13 protein-coding genes are annotated in these 20907 nt (G+C 70.3%); 1 reads left to right on the top strand and 12 read right to left on the bottom strand.

Features of this window, described 5'->3' with window-relative positions:
- Positions 1-13: 13 nt before the first annotated feature.
- From ACWD5F_RS01650 to ACWD5F_RS01595, 12 genes are all read right to left on the bottom strand, one after another.
- Positions 14-1399: a HAMP domain-containing sensor histidine kinase gene (locus ACWD5F_RS01650; protein ID WP_451250044.1), complete on the bottom strand. Its 1386-nt coding sequence runs from the start codon at positions 1397-1399 to the stop codon at positions 14-16.
- Entirely contained in the window at positions 1396-2085 is a 690-nt protein-coding gene (locus ACWD5F_RS01645) for a response regulator transcription factor (protein WP_451250042.1), read from the bottom strand. Before ACWD5F_RS01645 ends, ACWD5F_RS01650 begins: the two co-directional genes overlap by 4 nt.
- 148 nt (positions 2086-2233) lie before the next feature.
- Positions 2234-4933: a family 78 glycoside hydrolase catalytic domain gene (locus ACWD5F_RS01640; protein WP_451250040.1), complete on the bottom strand. Its 2700-nt coding sequence runs from the start codon at positions 4931-4933 to the stop codon at positions 2234-2236.
- Positions 4934-4938: 5 nt separating this feature from the next.
- The gene (locus tag ACWD5F_RS01635; RefSeq protein WP_451250038.1) at positions 4939-6504 is read right to left on the bottom strand and encodes an apiosidase-like domain-containing protein; all 1566 of its coding nucleotides are present in this window, start codon (positions 6502-6504) and stop codon (positions 4939-4941) included.
- Positions 6501-9020: a beta-glucosidase gene (locus tag ACWD5F_RS01630; RefSeq protein ID WP_451250036.1), complete on the bottom strand. Its 2520-nt coding sequence runs from the start codon at positions 9018-9020 to the stop codon at positions 6501-6503. Before ACWD5F_RS01630 ends, ACWD5F_RS01635 begins: the two co-directional genes overlap by 4 nt.
- A complete protein-coding gene (locus ACWD5F_RS01625; RefSeq protein WP_451250035.1) occupies positions 9017-11158 on the bottom strand; it encodes a beta-galactosidase in 2142 nt (713 codons plus the stop codon). The genes ACWD5F_RS01630 and ACWD5F_RS01625 overlap by 4 nt, the downstream gene beginning before the upstream one ends.
- Positions 11159-11162: 4 nt before the next feature.
- Positions 11163-12650, bottom strand: coding sequence for a glycoside hydrolase family 43 protein (locus ACWD5F_RS01620; RefSeq protein ID WP_451250033.1), 1488 nt, complete (start codon positions 12648-12650; stop codon positions 11163-11165).
- Positions 12647-13573: an ATP-binding cassette domain-containing protein gene (locus ACWD5F_RS01615; RefSeq protein ID WP_451250031.1), complete on the bottom strand. Its 927-nt coding sequence runs from the start codon at positions 13571-13573 to the stop codon at positions 12647-12649. The genes ACWD5F_RS01620 and ACWD5F_RS01615 overlap by 4 nt, the downstream gene beginning before the upstream one ends.
- Complete coding sequence (locus tag ACWD5F_RS01610) at positions 13570-15411, bottom strand: dipeptide/oligopeptide/nickel ABC transporter permease/ATP-binding protein (RefSeq protein WP_451250029.1); 1842 nt, start codon at positions 15409-15411, stop codon at positions 13570-13572. Before ACWD5F_RS01610 ends, ACWD5F_RS01615 begins: the two co-directional genes overlap by 4 nt.
- Complete coding sequence (locus ACWD5F_RS01605; protein WP_451250027.1) at positions 15408-16349, bottom strand: ABC transporter permease; 942 nt, start codon at positions 16347-16349, stop codon at positions 15408-15410. The genes ACWD5F_RS01610 and ACWD5F_RS01605 overlap by 4 nt, the downstream gene beginning before the upstream one ends.
- 64 nt (positions 16350-16413) lie before the next feature.
- Entirely contained in the window at positions 16414-17943 is a 1530-nt protein-coding gene (locus ACWD5F_RS01600; RefSeq protein ID WP_451250025.1) for an ABC transporter substrate-binding protein, read from the bottom strand.
- A 398-nt stretch (positions 17944-18341) separates the two neighbouring features.
- Positions 18342-19337: a LacI family DNA-binding transcriptional regulator gene (locus ACWD5F_RS01595; RefSeq protein ID WP_401724490.1), complete on the bottom strand. Its 996-nt coding sequence runs from the start codon at positions 19335-19337 to the stop codon at positions 18342-18344.
- 392 nt (positions 19338-19729) lie between these two features.
- Here ACWD5F_RS01595 and ACWD5F_RS01590 point away from each other — a divergent pair, with 392 nt between their 5' ends.
- Complete coding sequence (locus tag ACWD5F_RS01590) at positions 19730-20755, top strand: alcohol dehydrogenase (protein WP_451250023.1); 1026 nt, start codon at positions 19730-19732, stop codon at positions 20753-20755.
- The last annotated feature ends 152 nt before the right edge of the window (positions 20756-20907 follow it).

Here is a 20907-nt window from a genome sequence, read left to right as displayed (position 1 = left end):
CACTCCATTCCTCTTACGGCCCGGTCCGCCCGCTCTGCACCGAAAGCGTCGCCATCAGTCCGCCGCCGGGTGCGTCGCCCAACGTGAGTGCGCCGCCATGGAGTTCGGCCTGCTGCTGAACGAGGGCCAGGCCCAGGCCGGAGCCGTGACTGTGGGGATGGGGCCCGCGGGCGAACCGTGCCTTGACGGCCTCACGTCGGTCGGCGGGAATGCCGGGGCCGTTGTCGGAGACGGTGATGTGCGCGGAGTCGGCGTCCCAGGTGAGGGAGACATGGACCTGGCCGTGCGGCCGGCGTCCATGGAGGGCGGCGTTGTTGAGCAGGTTGTCCACGGCCAGCCGCAGCCCGGCGGGCCAGCCCTCCACATGGGGGACCGGTTCCGAGGCGGCGATGTGAAGGGCGTAGGCCGTGCCCGGGTGGCGGTTACGGGCGTGCCGTACCGCCTCGTCCAGCAGCGCGGGGAGATCCACCGCGGCCCGCGGTGGCAGCGCGTGGGCGTCACCGCGGGCGAGGATCTGAAGGCCCTCCAGCAGAGCGGTGATCCGGCGGTGCTCGACGGCCATGGCGTCGAGGGCCTCCTGGCGCTGGGCGGCGGGGAGTTGGGGGTTGCGTTGGAGTGTCTCCAAGTTCATGCCGAGCGTGGTCAGCGGGGTGCGCAGCTCGTGACCGGCGTCCGCGGTGAAGCGGCGGGTGGCCTGCATGCTGGTCTGGAGCTGACCCAGCATGCGGTTGAGGGAGGCGGACAGGTCGGCCACCTCCTGGGGCCGCCTGACCTGGGGCAGCAGCCGGGAGGTGTCCGTGGGGCGGATGTGCTGGGCACCGGTGCGCAGCCGCTGGAGCGGTTGCAGGATCACGCGGGTGATCAGCCAGACGCCACCGCCCGCTACCAGGGTGGCCAGGGCGGCCACGCCGGCGACGATGCGCGTGTTGTCGGCGAGCCGCTGCTCGATCGGGTCGAGGTCCTGGAGCACCTGGATGTGCGCATCGTCGGTGCCGTCGCCGGTCGTGTCGACCGGCTCCACCAGGGAACGCCAGGACTGGCCGCCGACTTGCACGGTGCTCAGGCCGTCGGCGACGGGGACGGGGATGTCCGCGCCGGGCTGATCGCCCCGCGAGTCGATGATCTTGCCGCCGGAGATCAGGCGGACCAGCGACTGACTGCCGGCCAGCAGCCCGCCGTAGTCGTCGCCTCCCGCGCCGTCGCCTTGGGAGAGCAGCTTGTACGCGTCTCCCTGGGCCTTCTCCGCGCGCACGGTCAGCTGCCGGTCGACGTCGGTGCGATCGCGGTGGTCGATCCGGTCGACGATGATCAGACCGGCCAGGGCGACCACCACCACGACCAGGAGCGCGACGCTCGCGGTGATCTGTGAGCGCAGGCTGCGCGGTAGGGGGAGCCTCATGGCCGCAGCGCGAATCCGACGCCGCGCACCGTGCGCAGGATCCGCTGCTCGCCGCCGGCCTCCAGCTTCTTGCGCAGATAGCCGACGAAGACATCGACCACGTTGGTGTCCACGTCCCAGGTGTAACCCCACACCTGCTCCAGCAGTTGGGTCCGGCTCAACACCTGTCCAGGTCGCTGGGCCAGTGCCATCAGGAGGTCGAACTCCCTCGTGGTCAGCCCCAGTTCGCGCCCGGCGCGAGTGGCCTCGCGGCGGACGGGCTCGATGGCGAGGTCACCCAAAACGAGAGGGCGTTCATGGCTGGTCTCGTGGAGGCGGACCAGCGCGTGCAGCCGCGCGGCGAGCTCCACCACCGAGAACGGCTTGACCACGTAGTCGTCGGCGCCGGCCGCCAGTCCCGCGACCCGGTCGTCGACCTCGTCGCGAGCGGAGAGCATGCACACCGGGATGGTCCGCCCCTGCTGCCGCAACCGGCGGACCGCCTCCACCCCGCCGAGGCCGGGCATGACCACGTCGAGCAGGACCACCGAGGGCAGCCGATCGGCGACCGCCTCCAGCGCGGACTCGCCCGTGCCGGCCTCCCGGACGTCGAAGCCCTCGACGGACAGCCCGAGCCGCAGGGCCTGGCGGACGCCCTGGTCGTCGTCCACCACGAGGACCTCAGGCTTGCGCCGTGCCATCGACATCACGCTCTCTCGCTTCTGTGCCGGGGGCGAAGATCGGGCCGCCACCTGAGTCCAGTGTGTCCGGACGATTCACAAGACAGATTAAGAGCGGAACTCGCAGGTCACCGGCTTTGCCTGCCTGGCGCGGCGGCCGTGTGGGGGAGGGGGCTCAGGCAGGAGCGGCGCAGGGGCACCGGAACGTGTGGCGCCCCGAGCCGATCTCGAACGGGGCACTGCCGTCGGGAAGGTGGACCTCGGCCCGGACGCCCGGGGGAACCAAGGTCTCCACGACGAGGGTGTCCGCCGCAGCGCCCTCGATGCGCCAACCCGCCTCGGCCCTGCCGTACGGAGTGTCGTGGGCCGCTCTCGCCCAGGTCAGATCGCCACCGGGGACCGGGGCGATGCGCAACCGTCGCCAGCCGGGTGCGGCGGCGGCGAGGCCCGCGACCGTGCGGTGCAGCCAGTCGGCGACGGCACCGAGCGCGTAGTGGTTGAAGGAGGTCATCTCGCCGGGGTTGACGGTGCCGTCGGGCAGCATCGAGTCCCAGCGCTCCCAGACGGTGGTGGCGCCCATGGTCACCGGGTACAGCCACGACGGGCAGTCCTTCTCCAGGAGCATGCGGTAGGCGAGTTGAGGTTCGCCCGCCGCGCACAGCGCGTCGCAGATCAGCGGCGTACCCGTGAAGCCGGTGGCGATACGGAAGGACGCGCGACGCACGATCTGCGCCAACCGCTCGGCCGCGCCCCGCCGTTGACGCTCCGTGGGCAGCAACGAGAACGCGATCGCCAGGGCGTACGCGGTCTGACTGTCCGAGGACAGCAGGCCGTCCGGCGTGACGAAGTGGTCGGCGAATCGCTCACGTACCGCCTGTGCGTGCGCACGGAAGCGGACGGCATCTCCCTTCCCGTCCAAGCGCCCGTCGGCGTCAAGAAGTTCGGCGACCTCGGCGAGTACCTCCGCGGAGCGGATCACATACGCGTTGGCGACGAGGTCGCCATCGGTCCGCGCCTCGCCCGGACGGTCCGGTGGGGCCTGCGGGTCCAGCCAGTCGCCGAGTTGGAAGTCCTGCCGCCACAGCCCGTCGCCCTCGGCGGTGAACCGGATCGTGGCCTCACCCCAGGCCCGCATGCTCGGGTACTGGGTGCGCAGCACCTCCAGATCCCCGAAGCGCTGGTACAGGGTCCACGGCAGGAGCACCGCGACATCGGCCCACACTGCCTGCGCCCCTACGCTCTGGAAGGTGTCCGGGGGCAGCACATCGGGGACGACAAGGGGCGGCACGCCGTCCGGTCGCTCCAACTGCTCCGCCGACAGGTCGCGCAGCCAGCCGGTCAGCATGCCGGAGCAGTCGTGGAGGAAGGACGCGGTGGGCGCGAAGACCTGGATGTCACCGGTCCAGCCCATGCGCTCGTCGCGCTGCGGACAGTCCGTGGGGACGTCGAGGAAATTGCCACGCATGCTCTGTACGACGTTCTCGTGCAGTTGGCCGACCAGCGGGTCGGAGCACTCGAACCAGCCGGTACGGGCCATGTCGGTGTGCAGCACGACCGCTTCGACGTCGGCGGGGTCGAGCGGGCCGGGCCAGTTCCCGATCTCGGCGTATCTGAAGCCGTGGAAGGTGAAGTGCGGTTCGTAGGTCTCGACGCCTGTGTCCGACCCCGGGCCATTCCCGGTCGCCGCGCCTTCCTCTGCCTCCGCACCTTCCCTTGCCTCCGCACCTTCGCCGCGCAGGATGTAGGTGTCCGTGGCAGCGGCGAACCGCAGCGGGCGGGTGCTCAGTTCGCCGTCCTCCAGCACCTCGGCGTGGCGCAGGGTCACTTCGTGGCCGACGGGACCCGAGACGCGGATGCGCAGTCGGCCGACGAGGTTCTGTCCGAAGTCCAGGACGGTCTTCCCGGAGGGAGTCGTGATGACGGAGACCGGAGCGACGGTCTGGGTGCGTCGCACGGGAGGACCCGTCGGTGCCACCAACTCGGCGTGCGGGAAAGGTAGTTCGCGAACGAGTGCCCAGCCCGACGTGTCTTGCCCCGGCGTCGACCATCCCGGTCGCTCCCGCCGCGCGTCGTAGACCTCGCCGTCGTAGATCTCCGAACGCAGCACGGGACTCGTGGTCGTACGCCATTGTTCGTCGGTGCGGATGGTCTCCGTCGTGCCGTCGGCGTACACGATCTCCAACTGGGCCAGCAGCGCGCGGTGTTCGCCGTAGATGTTGCGGCTGCCGCCGTGGAAGCCCAGACGTCCCGTGTACCAACCCTCGCCGAGCAGTGCTCCGATGGTGTTGTCGCCGGTGCGGAGCAGTGGGGTGACGTCGAAGGTCTGGTAGCGCAGGCGGTGTCGGTAGGAGGTCCAGCCGGGGGCCAGGACGTGGTCGCCGACGGGTTCACCGTTGATCTCGGCGGTGTAGACGCCGTACGCGGTGATGTAGAGCCGGGCCGAGGCGACGGAACCGGTGAGGGAGAAGTCGCGGCGGAGCAGGGCTACGGGCAGCGGTTTGTCGGTGGCGGTGTGGTCGGGGGTGACGGGGCGGGCCGTCCAGTCGGCCGGCACCAGGAGGCCGGTTTCGGCGTACGCGGTCACCGACCAGGGTGACGGTTCGGCCTCTCCCTCGCCCCAGACGCGTGCACGTACACCGACTCGTTCGCGGGAGCCGAGGCGCGGGCCCGGCCAGGGGACGAGGACGGACTCGGCGGACTCCACGCGGCCGGTGTCGGCGAGGACCGTGCCGTCGGCGGTGGTGACCTCCACCTGGTGGGCGGCTTGCCGCCAGTCCTCGGTGTCGGTGACCGTGCGCCAGCTCAGCCGGGGAGCGGGCTCGCCGATGCCCAAGGGTTCGCGGTGGTGCTCGAAGGTGGGTGGTGTCACGTGCACGGCGATCAACTCCCGTTCGGGTCATGGCAGATGTACACCCTCGGGGCTCCGCCGTCGTCGGGTACGGGCTCCTCGGCGGTGGCGCGTACACCCTCGCGGACGGTCTTGCCGGTCCGGGGGTCCACCACCCGGTAGGGGAGCGGGACGTTCGCCGGATCGGTGATGAACAATGGACCGCCCTCCTCCGCGTAGCCGAGGTACAGCATGCCGGGGACGGACAGGCCCCGGGGAGACAGGGCCGAGTACCAGTCGGGCCGCATGTCCGTCAGCGGCAGGCCCTCCAGGATCCGGGAGACGAGCCCGACATGGCCAGAGCCCTCGAAGTCGAGTGCCTCCCGCCAGCCGGCCCCCTCTGCCAGGAAGAACTCCTCGTGCCCGGGTTCGGCGGCGTGCAGGCGCCACTGCCACAGGCTCGCCGCGCCGTACACCACACCCATCGTGCCGCCGGCGCACAGGTTGCTCCAGGCCTCGTGCCCCTGCCACCAGCCCGCGGCGCGGCCGCGACGCCCAGTGTTCTCGTAGGTGGGCTCGCCGTTGGCGACCGCCTTGGCGGGGGTGTTGCGCCACATGTCCGCGACCCGCTCCTGGACGTGTCCGCCCATGTGGCCGGTCTGGCACCACTGGAAGTGCAGCCAACTCTCGCTCTGGTGGGCGCTGTTGTCGGCGTGCGGGCGGTAGTGGATGCCGCAGGGCTGGACGTAGCCGTCCCAGCGGCCGACCTCCGCGCCACCCGCCGCGATCTGCGGTTCGCGACCCTCGCCATCGGCACCGACCAGGTAGACGGCGGGGGCGGCGCCGTAACGGGCCACCAGGTAACGGCAGTAGCGCGCGTACTCCTGCGGTGGGACCACCGGCCCCGCCACCCGCAGGCCCTTCCAGCCGAACCCGTGGAAGAGCGGCTGGAGCACGGGGACGATCCCGTGCTCGCACAGGATGCCGATCAGCCGGTCCAGGTACTGGAAGTACGCCGGGTTGAGCACGTTGACGTGCCCGGTGGGCAAGTCCTCGAAGCCGACGTCGAAGCCCTCGTCGGCGGTGCGGTCGCGCGGGCCGTGTGCGTCCATGTCGGGCTGGACGCTCATCAGCAGGGCCGCGTTGAAGCCCTTGGCCCGCCGGTCGGCCGCGTAGTGTGCGACCTGCTCCTCGGTGGCCCGCCAGGGCAGGGCCCAGGCGGTGTCGCCGACGAGCAGCGCGGGCGTTCCGTCGGCGTGGACCAGGCTGCGTCCGCCGGGAGACATCCGCCAGAAGCCGTGCCGGTGGAAGGCGTTGCCGTCGTCCGGGGCGGGGCGGACGACGAGTGCTCCGCTCTGCCCCGAGAGTCCTTCGTCCGCGACTGAACTCCCGCTGTGCCAGGTCCAGTTGCCCTCCGTCTCCGGGGAGGCGAAACGGACCTTCCAGTCCCGGCCGCCGTCCCAGAAGGCCGGGCGGCGCAGGACCGTCCCGGACTCGTGCGTGAACTCGGCCCATACGTCCACGTCGGTGTACGGGTTGGCGTAGTCGCGTGCGCCGGTCAGGGTGAACTCGGTCTGCTGCCAGGGGGCGGCGACCGTTTCCTCTCGTGGAGTGGTCATGAGCGGTTGACGGCGATGTCGGCGGTGAGAGGAAGGTTTGTCGACGACGGACCCGCCTCCAGCTTGAAGGTCCCCAACTCGACCGCCCAATCGCCCGCCTCGGTGTCCCAGTGCTGGAGCGCCCGGGCGTCCACGGGGACCGTCGCGACGGTCACCTCGCCGGCCCCCGCCTCGACCACGGCGAACCCGGCGAGCCAGCGGACCGGGCGCTCGACGGCACCGCCCGGACGGCTCGCGTACACCTGCACGACCTCCTTGCCGTGCCGGGTGCCGGTGTTGCGTATCCGGATCTCCGCCGTGAAGCCGAACTCGGTCGGTGCCGCGTCAGGCACATCGATCGAGACGTACTCCCAGGCGGTGTACCCGAGTCCGTGTCCGAAGGCGTATCGGGGCCGTTGCCATCCGGCACGCCCGTCGCCCCGGTAGCCGATGAACAGCCCCTCGTCGTAGGCGAGGACGCCGTCGACCGGCTCGGTCGAGGGCAGCCCGCGCTCGGACACCGGCCAAGCCGTCGGTAGCCGTCCACCGGGCTCCCTCACACCCAGCAGCACATCGGCGAGCGCGTTGCCGAACTCCTGCCCGGGGAACCAGGCCAGCAGCACCGCCGCCACGTCGTCGGCCCACGGAAGCAGCACCGGAGCACCGGAGTTGACCACCACGACGGTACGGGGGTTGGCCTCGGCGACGCGGCGGACGAGTTCGTCCTGGCGGCCGGGCAGGGCCAGGCCGGTACGGTCGAAGCCCTCGCTCTCGACCTCCTCCGTGGTGCCCACCACGACCACGGCGACCTCGGCCGCGCGGGCGAGTGCCACGGCCCGCTCGATCTCCTCGTCGTCACTGCCGTGCGGCGGCTGGAGGTTGAGCTGGAACATGGTGACCGCGTCGCCGATGGAGTCCCCCGAGGAGACTGAGTCGACGTCGTGCGTGAGGACGACGTCGGTCTCCTCGTGCGCGGCCAGATCGAGGGTGTGCAGGTGCTGGGGCGGAGTCATCAGGCCTTCCACCAGGTCGGCGCCCGGCGGGAGGTGAAGGCGTACGTCAAACACATCGGCCCCCGCGACGGCCAACCGGAAACGCCCGATGCCGGAACCGCCGATCGCGTACCGGCCGGCGTTCGCCGCACGGACCACGGTGTGCACCTCCACGCGGGCGACCTGATCGGTGGGCACACCGGGCCCGTAGGACCCCATCCAGGTGTAGGCGCCCCCGGCGCGGCGCTCGGAGCCGAGCAGGGTGCCGTCCGCGGACAGGAACCGCACCTCCACGCCCTCGCCGGAACCGTCGGGGTGGCGAAGGTAGGACAGTGGCGCCACGGGTGTGCGGTTCTGCGGCGTGACGCCGATTCCGTGGGTGACCTCGACGTCCTCGCCCAGGGCGGCGCGGATGCCGTCGAGCGGGGAGACGGTGTAGGGCGGGAAGACGGTGGCGCTGCCGCCGCCGAGGGTCCGGGCCACGGCGGCGTTGGGGCCCAGGACGGCGACCCTCTTCAACACCGCGCGGTCCAGGGGCAGTACGGCGTTCTCGTTGCGCGCCAGCACGAACCCGGCGGCGGCGGTCTCGCGCAGTCGGGCCGCGACCGACACGGCGTCGTGGTGCGCCGGTCGGACCGCTTCAGGCAGGTCGTCCAACGCGCCGACCCGGGCGGCGAGCCGCAGCAGCCGCAGCACCTTGTCGTCCACGACCGCCTCGTCGACCTTGCCCTTCCGCACGGCGGCGACCAACGCGTCGCCCCACGGGCCGATCGGGCCGGGCATCACCAGATCGAGCGCGGCGCGCGCGGACGGCTCGGTGGTCCGCACGGCGAACCAGTCCGACATCACGAGGCCGTCGAACCCCCAGCCCTCGTGCAGCACTTCACGCAGCAGCGGACTCTCGGTCATCGGGTGCCCGTTGACCCCGTTGTAGGCGGCCATGACCGCCCAGACCCCGCCCTCGCCGACGATCCGCTCGAACGGCGCCAAGTACAGCTCGCGCAGGGCGCGTTCGCCGATTCGCGCGTCGAGGGTCATGCGCTGGGTCTCGGAGTCGTTGCCGACGAAGTGCTTCACGGTGGCCGCCACGCCACCGCCCTGAACACCTCGGACGTACGCGACGCCGATTCGGGCGGTGAGCAGTGGGTCCTCGCTGAAGCACTCGAAGTGCCGCCCGCCATAAGGGGTTCGGTGCAGGTTCACGGTGGGGGCCAGGAGGACGTCCACGCCCTTGCCGCGTGCTTCGTGGGCGAGCAGCCCGCCGAGCTGTTCTACCAGCGGTTCGTCCCAGGTGGCGGCCAGCGCCGTGGGCGAGGGCACGTTGGCAGAAGGGCTGCGCTCGTCCCACAGTTCGCCGCGGACCCCGGCCGGTCCGTCCGAGACGACCAGTCTGCGCAGGCCGACGGCGGGTTCGGGGTGCAGGGACCAGAAGTCCGCGCCGGTGAGCAGCCGCACCTTCTGCTCCAGGGTGAGCGCGCCGAGGCGCCGGGCGAGGTCTGCTTCGTCCGTCGCGGACGGGGCGTCGGTGGTGGGCTGCCGGGTCACGGGGTCCTCCTCGGTGAAGGGTGGTCAGTGAGGGCGTCGCCCGTGCTCTCGATGAGGACCCGGACGTCCCAGGGGCCGAGCGGGAGGGCGTCTCCGGCCGCGAGGCGTGCACCGGTGAACAGGTCCCGGACATCTCCCGGTAGCCGGTAATCGACCGGATCCCAGGCCCAGTTGTGGACGAAGCGCAGGACGGCGCCGTCGGCGGTGGTGGCCGACGTGCAGGTGACGGAGGCTGGCCGGTCCGCGCGCCAGGCGTCGGTCGGAAGAGAGACCGAGGCGACCCAGTCCGCGAGGCTGTGCGCGAGTTCGCGGTCCGGGACGGTGCCTATGTACGTCACGCGGCCAGCGCTGTACGTGTGAGTGGTGACGGCGGCGAACTGGCTCAGGTGCGGATGGTCGTATCCGGCGAGGACGGTCGCACCCTCCGGGATCAACCCGTCGGCCCATGCCGTGGCATGCCCGTGCAGGGTGGGGCCGTTCGCCGTCCCGGCCCCCTCGGTGATGGTGACCGGCGTCAGCACATTGGTGAACTCCTGGTAGGACGCGCCGGCTGCGGGGCGCAGTACTCCGGGCATGACCGTGTGCCGGGCGACGGCCTCCTCGTCGGCGTAGCCGGTGCGGGGCGTGAGGACGAGATGGCCGCCGGCTTCCGCGTAGCGGCGCAGCAGATCAAGTGTCGCGTCGTCCGCGATGTACAGCGCCGGGACCACCAGCACCGGCCACCTGTCCACCAACTCCACCGGACTGGAGGGAAGTTGCTCCGGGGAAACGATGTCGACGGACAGTCCGGCGTCGAACAGCCCCCGGTAGAAGGCAGCGACGATGCGGTCATAGGACTGCGGATCACCGAACCAGGCAGGGGAGTTCCCCCTGAGCGGACCCATGAACTCCATCGCCCAACGGCTCTCGGCGGACAGCAGCATCGCCACGTCACTGCGGGGCCGTAGCCCCTCGATCGCACTGCCGGCCTGCCGGAACTCCCCGGCGATCACCGAGAGTTCCTCGTACGTCCGGCCCGGCTCCAGGCTGTGCCCGAGGATGCCGCCCCAGTAGGTCTCGGCCCCATAGTGCAGGGAATGCCAGTGCCAGTACTCGATCATCCTGGCGCCGCGCGCGACCATGCTCCATACAGCCTGGCGGGCCTGGCCTCGGTAGAGGGGGAAGTTGTCCGCGGAGCCGCCGATGGAGGTGGCGTTGGTCTCCATGACGAGGAAGGGTTCCTGGCGGATGCCGCGTGCCATGTCGTTCTGGAGATAGAGCCAAGCGGGTCCCGACCAGGAGACGAAGAACGGATACAGCCCGCCGTCCGGCTCGTCGGAGCCCGGCAGCGCCAGCCCCTCCTGGGTGGCGTAGTAGATGTTCGCCCCGGCGACGTCCAGGGGCCGGCCGATGGCCGAGATGTCCAGGCCCTGCTGACCGAGGGCGACACAGGTGGTGACGAAGTGGTGCTCCGGCACCAGGCCGCGGACCAACTCGGCGTGCCAGGTGATGTATTCCTGCGTCAGCCGCGACTGGTAGCGGCGCCATGCGAGGTCGTACGAGGGGGTGGAGTTCCCGTCCGGGGTCCACAGGTCCGCCCAGTCCTGGAGGCGATGGGACCAATAGGTCAGCCCCCAGCGGCGGTTGAGCGTCTCGACGTCGCCGTAGCGTTCGCGGAGGTGGTCGAGGAAGCCCTGGAACACCGAGTCGTTGTGGAAGAGCCGGAGGCCGGGCTCGTTGTCGACCTGCCAGCCGATGACCGCCGGGTGGTCGGCGTAACGCCCGACGATCCTGCGGACCAGCCGCTCGGCGAGATGGCGGAAGGCGGGGTGCGAGTAGTCGGCGTCCTGCCGCATGCCGTACGGGATGGGCTCCGCGGTACGTGAACGGGCCGCCGTCTCCGGGTACTTGCGGCGCAGCCACGGCGGGACGGCGTAGGTCGGGGTGCCCACGATCGCCTTGATGCCCCGGTCGTGGGCGGCGTCGAGCACCGGTTGCAGCCAGTCGAGGTCGAAGTGGCCCTCGCGGGGTTCCCAGGTCGACCAGACCGACTCGCCTACCCGGATGACACTGAACCCGGCCTCGGCCATCAGATCGAGGTCCTGCGCGAGTCGCTCGTACGGCTGGTACTCGGTGTAGTAGGCGGCTCCGAAAAGCATGGCGTCAGTCCTCGCCCCGGTAGCTGAACCGGTCGAAGGCGACCGATCCTTCGGCGGCGTACATGCCGACGACCCGGCCCGTGAAGGACGCCGCGGTCTCCGCGGAGACATAGCGGCCGTCCAGCGCGGCGAGTTCGACCGGTCCGGTGCCGGAATCGACGGACAGCCGCACCACGTCCGGACCGAGGGCATCCAGGTCCATGCCGCTGACCTGCTCGGTCTCGATCCGCAGGGTCACCGTCCCTGCGGGGACCGGCTGTTCCCAGGTCTGGCAGACTCCGCCCACCCGGGCGCGGGCACGGGCGACACCGGCGCCCACCTCGATGTCGTAGTGATGACGCTCGTCGATCCGCAGGCTCAGCCCGCCGACTCCACCGGCGCTGTCCACCCGTACGGAGAAGGCGGCCGACCGATGCTGCTGGCGACGGCCGACGAACCGTGGCCGAGGGTCGTCCATGGTGGAGCCGTCGGCATGCACGACGAGGCGTCCCGGGCGCTCGGTGAGCGAGGACCAGTCGGCGGCCGGCGTTCGTATCGAGAGCCATTCCGGGCCGAGTTCGGCGCCGGTGAAGTTCTCGTGCCGCTCAACCGGTCCGGTGGGCGCGGTGAGTTGGACTGGCTGCACGACCGGCCAGCCGTCGACCCATTCCAGCGAGGTACTGAACGTCTCCCGGCCCATGGGGGAGAAGGCCCTGGTCAGGCCGCCGGGCCGCATACCCAGCAGGATCAGTGCCCAGCCGCCGTCGGGCGTGCTGACGAGATCGGCGTGCCCGGTGTTCTGGACCGGGCGGTCGGTGCTGCGGGCGCTGAGCACCGGGTTGGCCGGGCAGCCCTCGAAGGGACCGTCGGGACGGGCACCGCGGGCGATGCTCACGGAGTGCCCGCGCTCGGTGCCGCCCTCGGCTATCAGGAGGTACCAGGTGCCGTCGATCTCGTAGAGGTGCGGCGCCTCGGGGAACATCAGGCCCGTGCCCGACCACAACGACTTTGGTTCTTCCAGGGCTTGGCCGGTGTCGAGGTCCATGCGGACCTGCTGGACGCCCAGATGCTCGCCGGCGCGGTCGCCGTCGAGTTGCAGGCCCGAATAGGTGACGAAGCAGGTCCCGTCGGAGTCCCAGGCGAGGTCCGGGTCGATGCCGTTCACCCCCTGCATGACGATGCCGTCGGACCAGGGACCCTCGGCCCGTTCGGCGCTGAAGATCAGGCTGCCGCGCCCCATCGCGTCGGTCACCACCAGCCAGAAGCGGCCGTCGTGGAACCGGATGGTGGGCGCCCACGCCCCGCCGAGCGTGGGAACCTTCTCCACCGCCAACTGACCCGGTCGGGTCACGACGTTGCCGATTTGGTTCCACTGCACCAGGTCGCGGCTGTGGAACAGCGGTATGCCGGGGAGGTACTCGAAGCTGGAACACGCGAGGTAGTAGTCGTCGCCGACGCGGGTGACGCTGGGGTCCGGGTGGAAGCCGGGGACGGTGGGGTTGGGCAGGGTCATGCTCGTTCTCCCGACGTGGAGGCGGTGACGGAGGTGTTCGCGGAGGTGCCGGCCGCCAAGGCCGCCGCCAGCCTTTGCCGCTCGGTCCGGCGTTCCGCCTGCCGCCCCGGATCCGGTACGGGCGCGGCGAGCAACAGGCGCTGGGTGTAGGGGTGTTGGGGCGTCGCGGTGACCGTCGCGGCATCCCCGGTCTCGACGATCTCTCCGTCGGACATGACCGCCACCCGGTGGCTGATGTGCCGGACCACGGACAGGTCGTGCGTGACGAAGAGGTAGGCGACGCCGGTGCGTTCCTGGATCTCGACGAACAGGTCCAGCACCCGGGCCTGGGTCGACAGATCCAGTGCGCTGACCGGTTCGTCGCAGACGATGACCCGCGGGTCCCTGGACAACGCCCGGGCGATGGCGATGCGTTGGCGCTGCCCGCCGGAGAACTCCCGGGGCAGCCGCTCCCCGGCGTCGGCGGGCAACCGGACCTGGTCGAGGAGGTCCCGCACCCGCTTCTCGGCCTCCGCGCGGGAGGTGCCCGCGACCCGCAGCGGCTCGCTGAGGATGTCGGTCACCGTCATCGCCGGATTGAGCGAGGTGTACGGGTCCTGGAACACCACCTGGATGTCGTCGCTGAGCGCGCGACGCTCCTTCGCGTCCAGGCCCGAGATGACCTCGCCGCGGTAGCGGACGGTCCCTGAGGCGACCGGGACCAGGCCGAGGACGGCCCGTCCCAGCGTCGTCTTGCCCGAACCCGACTCACCGACGAGGCCGAGCGTCTCGCCCGCGCCGATGGTGATCGACACCCCGTTCAGCACCCGGAACGGCGGCTTGCGCCAGCCCTTCGCCGGGTACTCCACGACTACGTCCTCGGCGGCCAGCAGGGGGTGCGCCGACAGATCCTGCTTCGGTGTCCCGTTCATGGTCCCGGTCATGCCGGACCCTCCTGACGTCCGGTGTTCGTGATCCCCGCGACGATCGCCGGCACGGTGCGACCCGGACCCAGGGCGGACCGTGGCTCCGCGTCCTCCAACGTGGACGCCAGGAGCATGCGGGTGTACGGGTGTTGGGGATCGGCGAACAACTGCCGTACGGGAGCGGACTCCACCACCGTCCCGGTCTGCATCACCGTCACGCGGTCACAGATATCGGCCACTACACCGAAGTCGTGGGTCACCAGGATCACGCCCATGTTCCGCTCACTCTGAAGGGACCGGATCAGATCGAGCACCTCGGCCTGCACGGTCACGTCGAGGGCGGTGGTCGGCTCGTCGGCGATCAGGAGATCCGGTTCGCAGGACACCGCGCCCGCGATGAGCACGCGCTGCGCCATACCGCCGGAGATCTGGTGCGGATAGGAGGCGAAGACCCGTTCCGGGTCGGTGATTCCGACCCGCTCCAGCAGGCCGAGTGTCTTCGCCTTCGCCTCGGCCGCCGACACCCCCAGGTGTCGACGCACCGGTTCGACCAGTTGGGCGCTGATCCGGAACGAAGGGTCGAGGTTGGACATCGGTTCCTGCGGCACGTAGGCGATCCGGCGACCGCGGTAGCGGTTCATCTCCGCGCGGCCGTGGCCTCCCAACTCCTTGCCGTCGAAGACCAGTCGGTCGGTGGAGACCCGCGCCTCCCGGGGCAGCAGGCCGAGAACGGCGAAGGCGGTCTGGCTCTTTCCCGAGCCCGACTCCCCTACGAGTCCGAGGACTTCACCCCGATGCACCGTCAGGGAGACGCCGTCGACAACGGCCTTCTCTCCCTCGGCCGTCGGATAGGAGACAGTGAGGCCTTCGAGCACGAGCAAGGCGTCGTCCGTGTCCGTCGATTCGGAACCCGTGGCCGGCGACTTCGCCTTCACGACCTGCCGGCGGGCCACCGCGCGGCGCGCCTTCCGCCCGCCGACCGCGCTCCCGTCCAGCGCGTCCCGCACGGCGTTGCCCAGCAGACCGAACGCCGCGACGGTCACCGCGAGCGCCACTCCGGGCCAGACCAGCAGGACCGGTTTGGTGTAGATGTTGGCGAAGGCGTCGTTGAGCATGGAGCCCCAGCTCGCCTGGGTCGCCGAGCCCAGACCGAGGAACTCCAGGCCGGACTGGATGACGATGCCGAGACCGAGCATCTGGGCGGCCTGGATGATGGTCGGCGCCTGCACGACGGGCAGGATGTGCCGGCGGATGATCCGGGGGTCCGTCAGACCGGACACCCGCGCCGCGTCCACGTACAGCTCCTCGCGTACGGAGATCACGGAGGCGCGGATGAGCCGGAAGACACCCGGCGACATCAGCACGCCGAAGACCGCCATGGCGAGGTAGGTGTTCTGCCCCACCGCGGACATCACGACGAGCAGCACGATGATCGCCGGTACGGCCATCAGCAGGTTGGACACCCAACTGCTCACGGCGTCGAACCACTTGCGGTAGTACCCGGCCACCAGACCGGTGGGAACACCGATCGCCAGCGCGACGGCCACCGCGAGCAGGGCACCGAGGAGGCTGGTCCGCCCGCCGTAGAGCAGCCGGGCCAGGACGTCACGGCCCACGCCGTCACCGCCGAGCGGATGTTTCCCGCTCATCGGCGCCAGGCTGTCGGTCAGCGAGGTGTGCGCCGGGTCCTGGCTGGTCAGCAGCGGAGCGAACAGACTGGCCAGCGCGATGAGCGCGAGGAGCACCAGGCAGGTCACGGCCATCGGGCTGCGCAGGAGCCGGCGCAGGAGTCCGGCCCGCCCCGGTGTGGCGACCGCGATCGTGTGTGCCGCTTGTTCGGGCTGAGGGAGCGTCATCCGACACGCACCTTCGGGTTGAGCCATCCGTACGCGAGGTCCATCAGGATGTTCACCACCACCACGAGGGCGACCATCACCACGACGACGCCCATGACCACCGGGGTGTCGCCCTGGGATCCGGCAGTGGTCGCCTGGCTGCCGATGCCGTTGAGACCGAAGACCTTCTCGACGACCACCGCGCCACCGACCAGGCCGATGAACTGCAGGGCCAGCACGGTCAGCGCGGCCGGAGCCGCGTTGCGCAGGGCATGGCGGAACAGCAGACTGCGCTCGCTGATGCCACGGCTGCGGAGGGTGCGTATGTAGTCGGCGCGCAGTACGTCGACCATGGAGCCGCGCACCTGCTGGGCGGTGGCGGCGATCGCTCCGACGGCGAGCGACAGCGCCGGGAGGGTGATCGACCGGAGCCAGCCACCCGCCGAGTCCGCGAGCGGCACGTAGCCGGTCGCCGGCAGCCAGCCCAGGTTGACGCCCACCACGACGGCGAGCATCAGGGCGACCAGAAAGCTGGGTACGGCGAACCCGAGGACCGCGAGCAGCTGCACCACGTGGTCCAGGGCGCCCCGGCGCACGGCGGCGGCCACTCCCAGCACCGTGCTCAATACCGCCGACAGCAGCAGCGCCGCCAGCACGATCGACAGCGTCACCGGCAGCTTGTTCTCCAGCGAACTCGTCACGGACTCACCGCTGAACCACGAGCTGCCGAGGTTGCCGTGCAGCGCGTCCCCGAGCCAGTGGCCGTAGCGGACCACGAAGGGCTCGTCGAGGCCGAGTTCGGCGGACTTGGCCGCAACCTGCTGCTGGGTGGCGGTCTGTCCTACGATCTGGCGCACCGGATCGGAGCCCGTGAGGCCCATCAGCGCGAAGGTCATGGTCGCGATCACCAGGACCAGGACCAGCCCGGCGGCGACGCGCCGGACCAAGAACACAATCATCGGTCTCTCCACCTTGCCTTTCTCCGACTTGCCCTACTCGGACCGGTGTTGATCGGTGGCCGGGTCAGCCGACGGGCTTGAAGTTGTAGATCGGCGGAACGGCGGCGAACGTCTGCGGGGTGAAGGTGATCCCCTTGGTCGTCGCGTAGGTGTTCTCCACGGAGTCCCAGGGCGCGTTCCACGCCTGGTCGACGAGGTAGGTGTTGAGCTCCTTGAACAGCGCGTCCTGGGCGGCGCCGGTCGCCGAACGGGCCCTGGTGATCAGGTCGGTGACCTTGGCGTCCTCGGTGTGCAGCGGATTCCACAGCGCGCTCTTGGCCACCTCGATCTGGATGGTGTCCCAGGGGCGGAAGGAGGCCAGCGTCATGTACGACAGCGGGTACTTGCCTGCGAGTAGGGCGCTGATGAACTGCGAGACCGGGATCTTGTCGACCTTGACCTTGATCCCGATGTCCTCCAACTGCTGCACCATGGCCGCCTGTTGGTCCGGGAAGACCGACGACACATCCGGGACGGTGACCGAGAAGCCGTTCGCGTAACCCGCCTCGGCCAACAGCTGCTTGGCCTTCTTCGGGTCGTAGGAGTACTTGGAGTTCAGCGACTCGTCGAAGGCCGAGCCCGCCGGGTTGAAGATCTGGGTCGTCGCCTTGCCCAGCCCCTGCTTCGCCGTCTTGACGATCGTGGAACGGTCGAAGGCGTAGTTGATGGCCTGGCGCACCCGCACGTCGCCGAGCGCCTTGACGATCTTTCCGGCCCGGTCCCAGATGTAGACGCCCTCGACGTCACCGGAGGTGAACTTGGTGACGGTCAGCCCGCTGCTCCTGGCCGGCGCGATGTTCTTGGCGCTGGCCAGCAGCGCGCCGTTGACCTGCCCCGAACGCAGCGCGTTGAGCACGGCGGTCGGGTCGGTCAGCGGCTTGAGGACGATTTTGTCGAAGGGGAAGGCGGCCTTGTTCCAGTACCCCGGATTGCGGACGAAGGTGTACGTGCTGCCCGCCGTGGTCGCGGACTTGTCCAGTGTGTAGGGACCGGAGCCCACCGGGTCGTTCTTGATCGTCCCCGCGGTGATGGCCTTGGGGCTGGCGATCATGCCGGCCACATTGCCGAGGTTCGGCACCAGCGAGGGGTCGGGGGCCGAGAGCTTGATCGCGACCGTCGTGGCGTTGACGACGTCGACACCGCTGATGCTCGCGAGCTGGCCCGCCGCCTCGCTGGTCCCGCCCTTGGTGTGCAGCAGATTGGCCTTGACCGCCGCCGCGTCCAGGGCGGTGCCGTCGGTGAACTTGACGCCGCTGCGCAGGGTCAGCGTGAGGACCGTACGAGCCGCGTCGTACGACCACTTGGTCGCCAGGTTGGGCTCGACCTCGGCCGTCGGGGAGAGCCGGAACAGCGAGTCGTATACGGGCTGGTAGTACTGCGCGTTGTTGCCGAGCCCGGCGTCGGCCAGGTCCCAGGGCTGCGCCGCGACCAGCGGGGCCAGGGTGAGGGTGCCGCCGGTGGCCGTCTTGCCCGAACCGGAACTCGATCCCGAGCCGCACGCGGCCGCGGACAACATCAGGACAGTCGACACGGCCGTCAGCGCGATTCTTCTCATGGGTACTCCGCTGGTGAGTTGATGACCGGGCGGCATCGGACGTCGAGCCGCCCTTGAGGGCCTCGGAGGTATGGGAGAACCAGGTCCTGACGCGGCTTCGACCGCTCTTGGCAGTCAGCCGACCCTGGCCGAAAGGGGTGTGGTCGCCACCGTTTTCGGTGGTCGAGAACCAGCCACTGATACGTACAAGTGAAACGTATGCGTAACGTAAGCCCAGCCCCTGGCGGGCCACAAGACCCGTGCATCAGTGATTTCCGGAAAGCCGGAATTCGGGGGAGAGGGGCGTGCTGGCACGCCTGGCTCTGGCATGCCTGGTCTTGGCACGCCTGAAGGACGCGAAGGGCGCTTGAAGGACGCGAAGGACTTGACGGGCGCCGCGCGACCGGGGCCGGTCGGCGTCAGGCCGATTCGCGCACGACCAGGCTCAGCGGTGTCACCTGGGGCTGCGTCGGCAGCGAGCGGCCGGTCACGCCGTTGACGATCATCCGGGCCGCACGGCCCACGACGATGTCGAGGTTGTTGTCGATCGTCGTCAGCGGCGGCATCGCGAAGGGCGCCAGCTTGTCGTTGTCGACACCGATCACCGCGAGGTCGCCGGGGGCGGTCAGGCCCACCCTGCGCATGCCCGCGAGGAGGGCGAACGCCGTCTCGTCGTTGTAGGCGCACACTCCCGTGACCGCCGGGACGGCCGAGTGCCAGTGCTCGGCCGCGGCCGCCGCTGCCGAGATGTCGAGGGGCACTTCGAGCACGACGGGGGGTTCGAGACCGAGTTCCGCGCAGGCGGCACGGGCACCGTCGAGCCGGAGGGTCAGGAAGTCCCGCAGCCGGGAGTCCCCGGGAGCGGCGTAACCGATACGCGTGTGCCCCGTCGCCGCCAGCCGTTCGACCTGCATCGTGCCGATGAGGCGCTGGGGGACGGTCAGGACGCCCGGGTTGTCCGTCGGGCTCATGCCTGCGCTGACCACGTGGATGCCGGCCGCCCGCATGCTGGCCACGTCCTCGTCGGGGACGTCGAAGGCCGTCATGACGGCCGCCGGTGCGAGTTCCCGCCACAGCGATTCGAGGGGGGCGTGCCGTTCGCGCCGGGTGACGAGGTTGAGGCCGTGGCGCTCCAGCTCGTCGCCGAGCAACTCGACCAGGGCCGTCAGGGTGCCGCCGACGGGAACGTCCGGAAGGAACATCAGCACCAGGTCGCTGCGGCCCAGACGGAGCGCGCGGGCGGCGGCGGACGGTTTGTAGCCCAGTTTCGCGACCGCGTCGAGCACCTTGCGACGGGTCTGCTCGGAGATCTTCTGGTGCGGCACGTCGTTCAGCACATAGCTGACCGTCGTCTGCGAGACCCCTGCCTCCTTGGCGACATCGGTCGCCGTCACGCGGCCGGTCCTGCCCGCCATGGGAGCCTCCTGGGAACATCCCGGACATGCCGACAGGGCATGTCCGACCGAGTGGTGTGCGTCACTGAATCGTAACAGTGACCATAGAGCGTGTCCGAGGAGTCGGACACCCCGCCGGCGCGATCCGCTCGATCCGCCGTGTTGTGGGGCGGGTCGGGGAGTGGTGGGATGGATGCGCTCGCGCGTCGGAACGCGCGCGACAGGGAGGTGACCCGCAGGCGACACATGCCGGGTGTGATGTCACGCTCCGTGGGTTCCGAATGTGCCGGGCGTGCTCTCCGGCGAGGCCCGCCCCCTCACCCCTCCTGCTCGACTTCTGTTCGACGCGCACGATCGGCCCACGGCTGATCCACTGCTGCGGGGGCGGTCGTACGCGACTTCCGGGGAGACGCATGAGTACCTATCGAGTGGCACAGGTGGCCGCCGCCGGCGGGACCTTCGAGATCACCGAACGTGACGTACCGAGGCCGGGCCCCCGACATGTGCGGGTGGCCGTGGAGGCCTGCGGGATCTGCCACAGCGACACCCTGTTCGTGAACGGCGCCGTGCCGGGCCTGTCGTTCCCGGTGGTGGCCGGGCACGAGATCGCCGGCCGCGTCGACGAACTCGGCGAGGGCGCCGACGAGTTCGGCTGGCAGGTGGGCGACCGGGTGACGGTCGGCTGGTTCGGCGGCAGCTGCGGCCACTGCCCCCAGTGCCGGCAGGGCGACTTCATCGTCTGCCGGAACCTCAAGGTCCCGGGCTGGGCGTACGACGGCGGCTTCGGCGAGATGATGATCGCGCCCGTCGACGCCCTGGCCCGGATCCCCGAGGCGCTGTCGGCGGCCGACGCGGGCCCCATGGCCTGCGCGGGCGTGACCACGTACAACGGACTGCGGCGCAGCTCCGCGCGGGCCGGCGATCTGGTCGCCGTGCTGGGCATCGGCGGTCTCGGCCACCTCGGGGTGCGGTTCGCGACGGCCATGGGCTTCGAGACCGTGGCGATCGCCAGAGGAGCCGACAAGGCCGACTTCGCCAAGCAACTCGGCGCCCACCACTACGTCGACAGCACGGCGGACACGTCCGTCGCCGAGGCACTTCAGTCCCTCGGCGGAGCCAAGGCGGTACTGGCCACCGCGAGCAACTCCGCCGCCATCAGCTCGACCGTCGAGGGGCTGGCGCCGCGCGGTGAACTGATCGTCATCGGAGGGGCGCCCGACTCGCTGGACATCAATCCGACCCAGCTGCTCATGAGCGCCAAGATCGTGCGCGGCCATCCGTCCGGTACGGCACAGGACGTCCAGGACACCCTGGAGTTCAGCGCCCTGCACGGCATCCGCCCGATGACCGAGACCGTGCCGCTGGACCAGGTCGACCAGGCGTACCAGCGGATGCTCTCGGGCGCCGCCCGCTTCCGGATGGTGCTCACCACCGGGTGAGGCCACCCACCGGCTCGTTACGGCGGCGAAACAGCGCCGGAGTCACAGGTGAAACAAAGCGGAAGAAGTAATGGTCAAGACTTGTAAATGAACACTTGTGTGCTTTTGTGCGGAGCCCGATCATTGGCCGAATCCCACCCGTGGCACGAGCA

It is taken from the genome of Streptomyces sp. NPDC002499, assembly GCF_053595415.1.
Note: the sequence above shows the minus strand (reverse complement) of the source record. Positions and strands in the feature narration are given on the sequence as shown.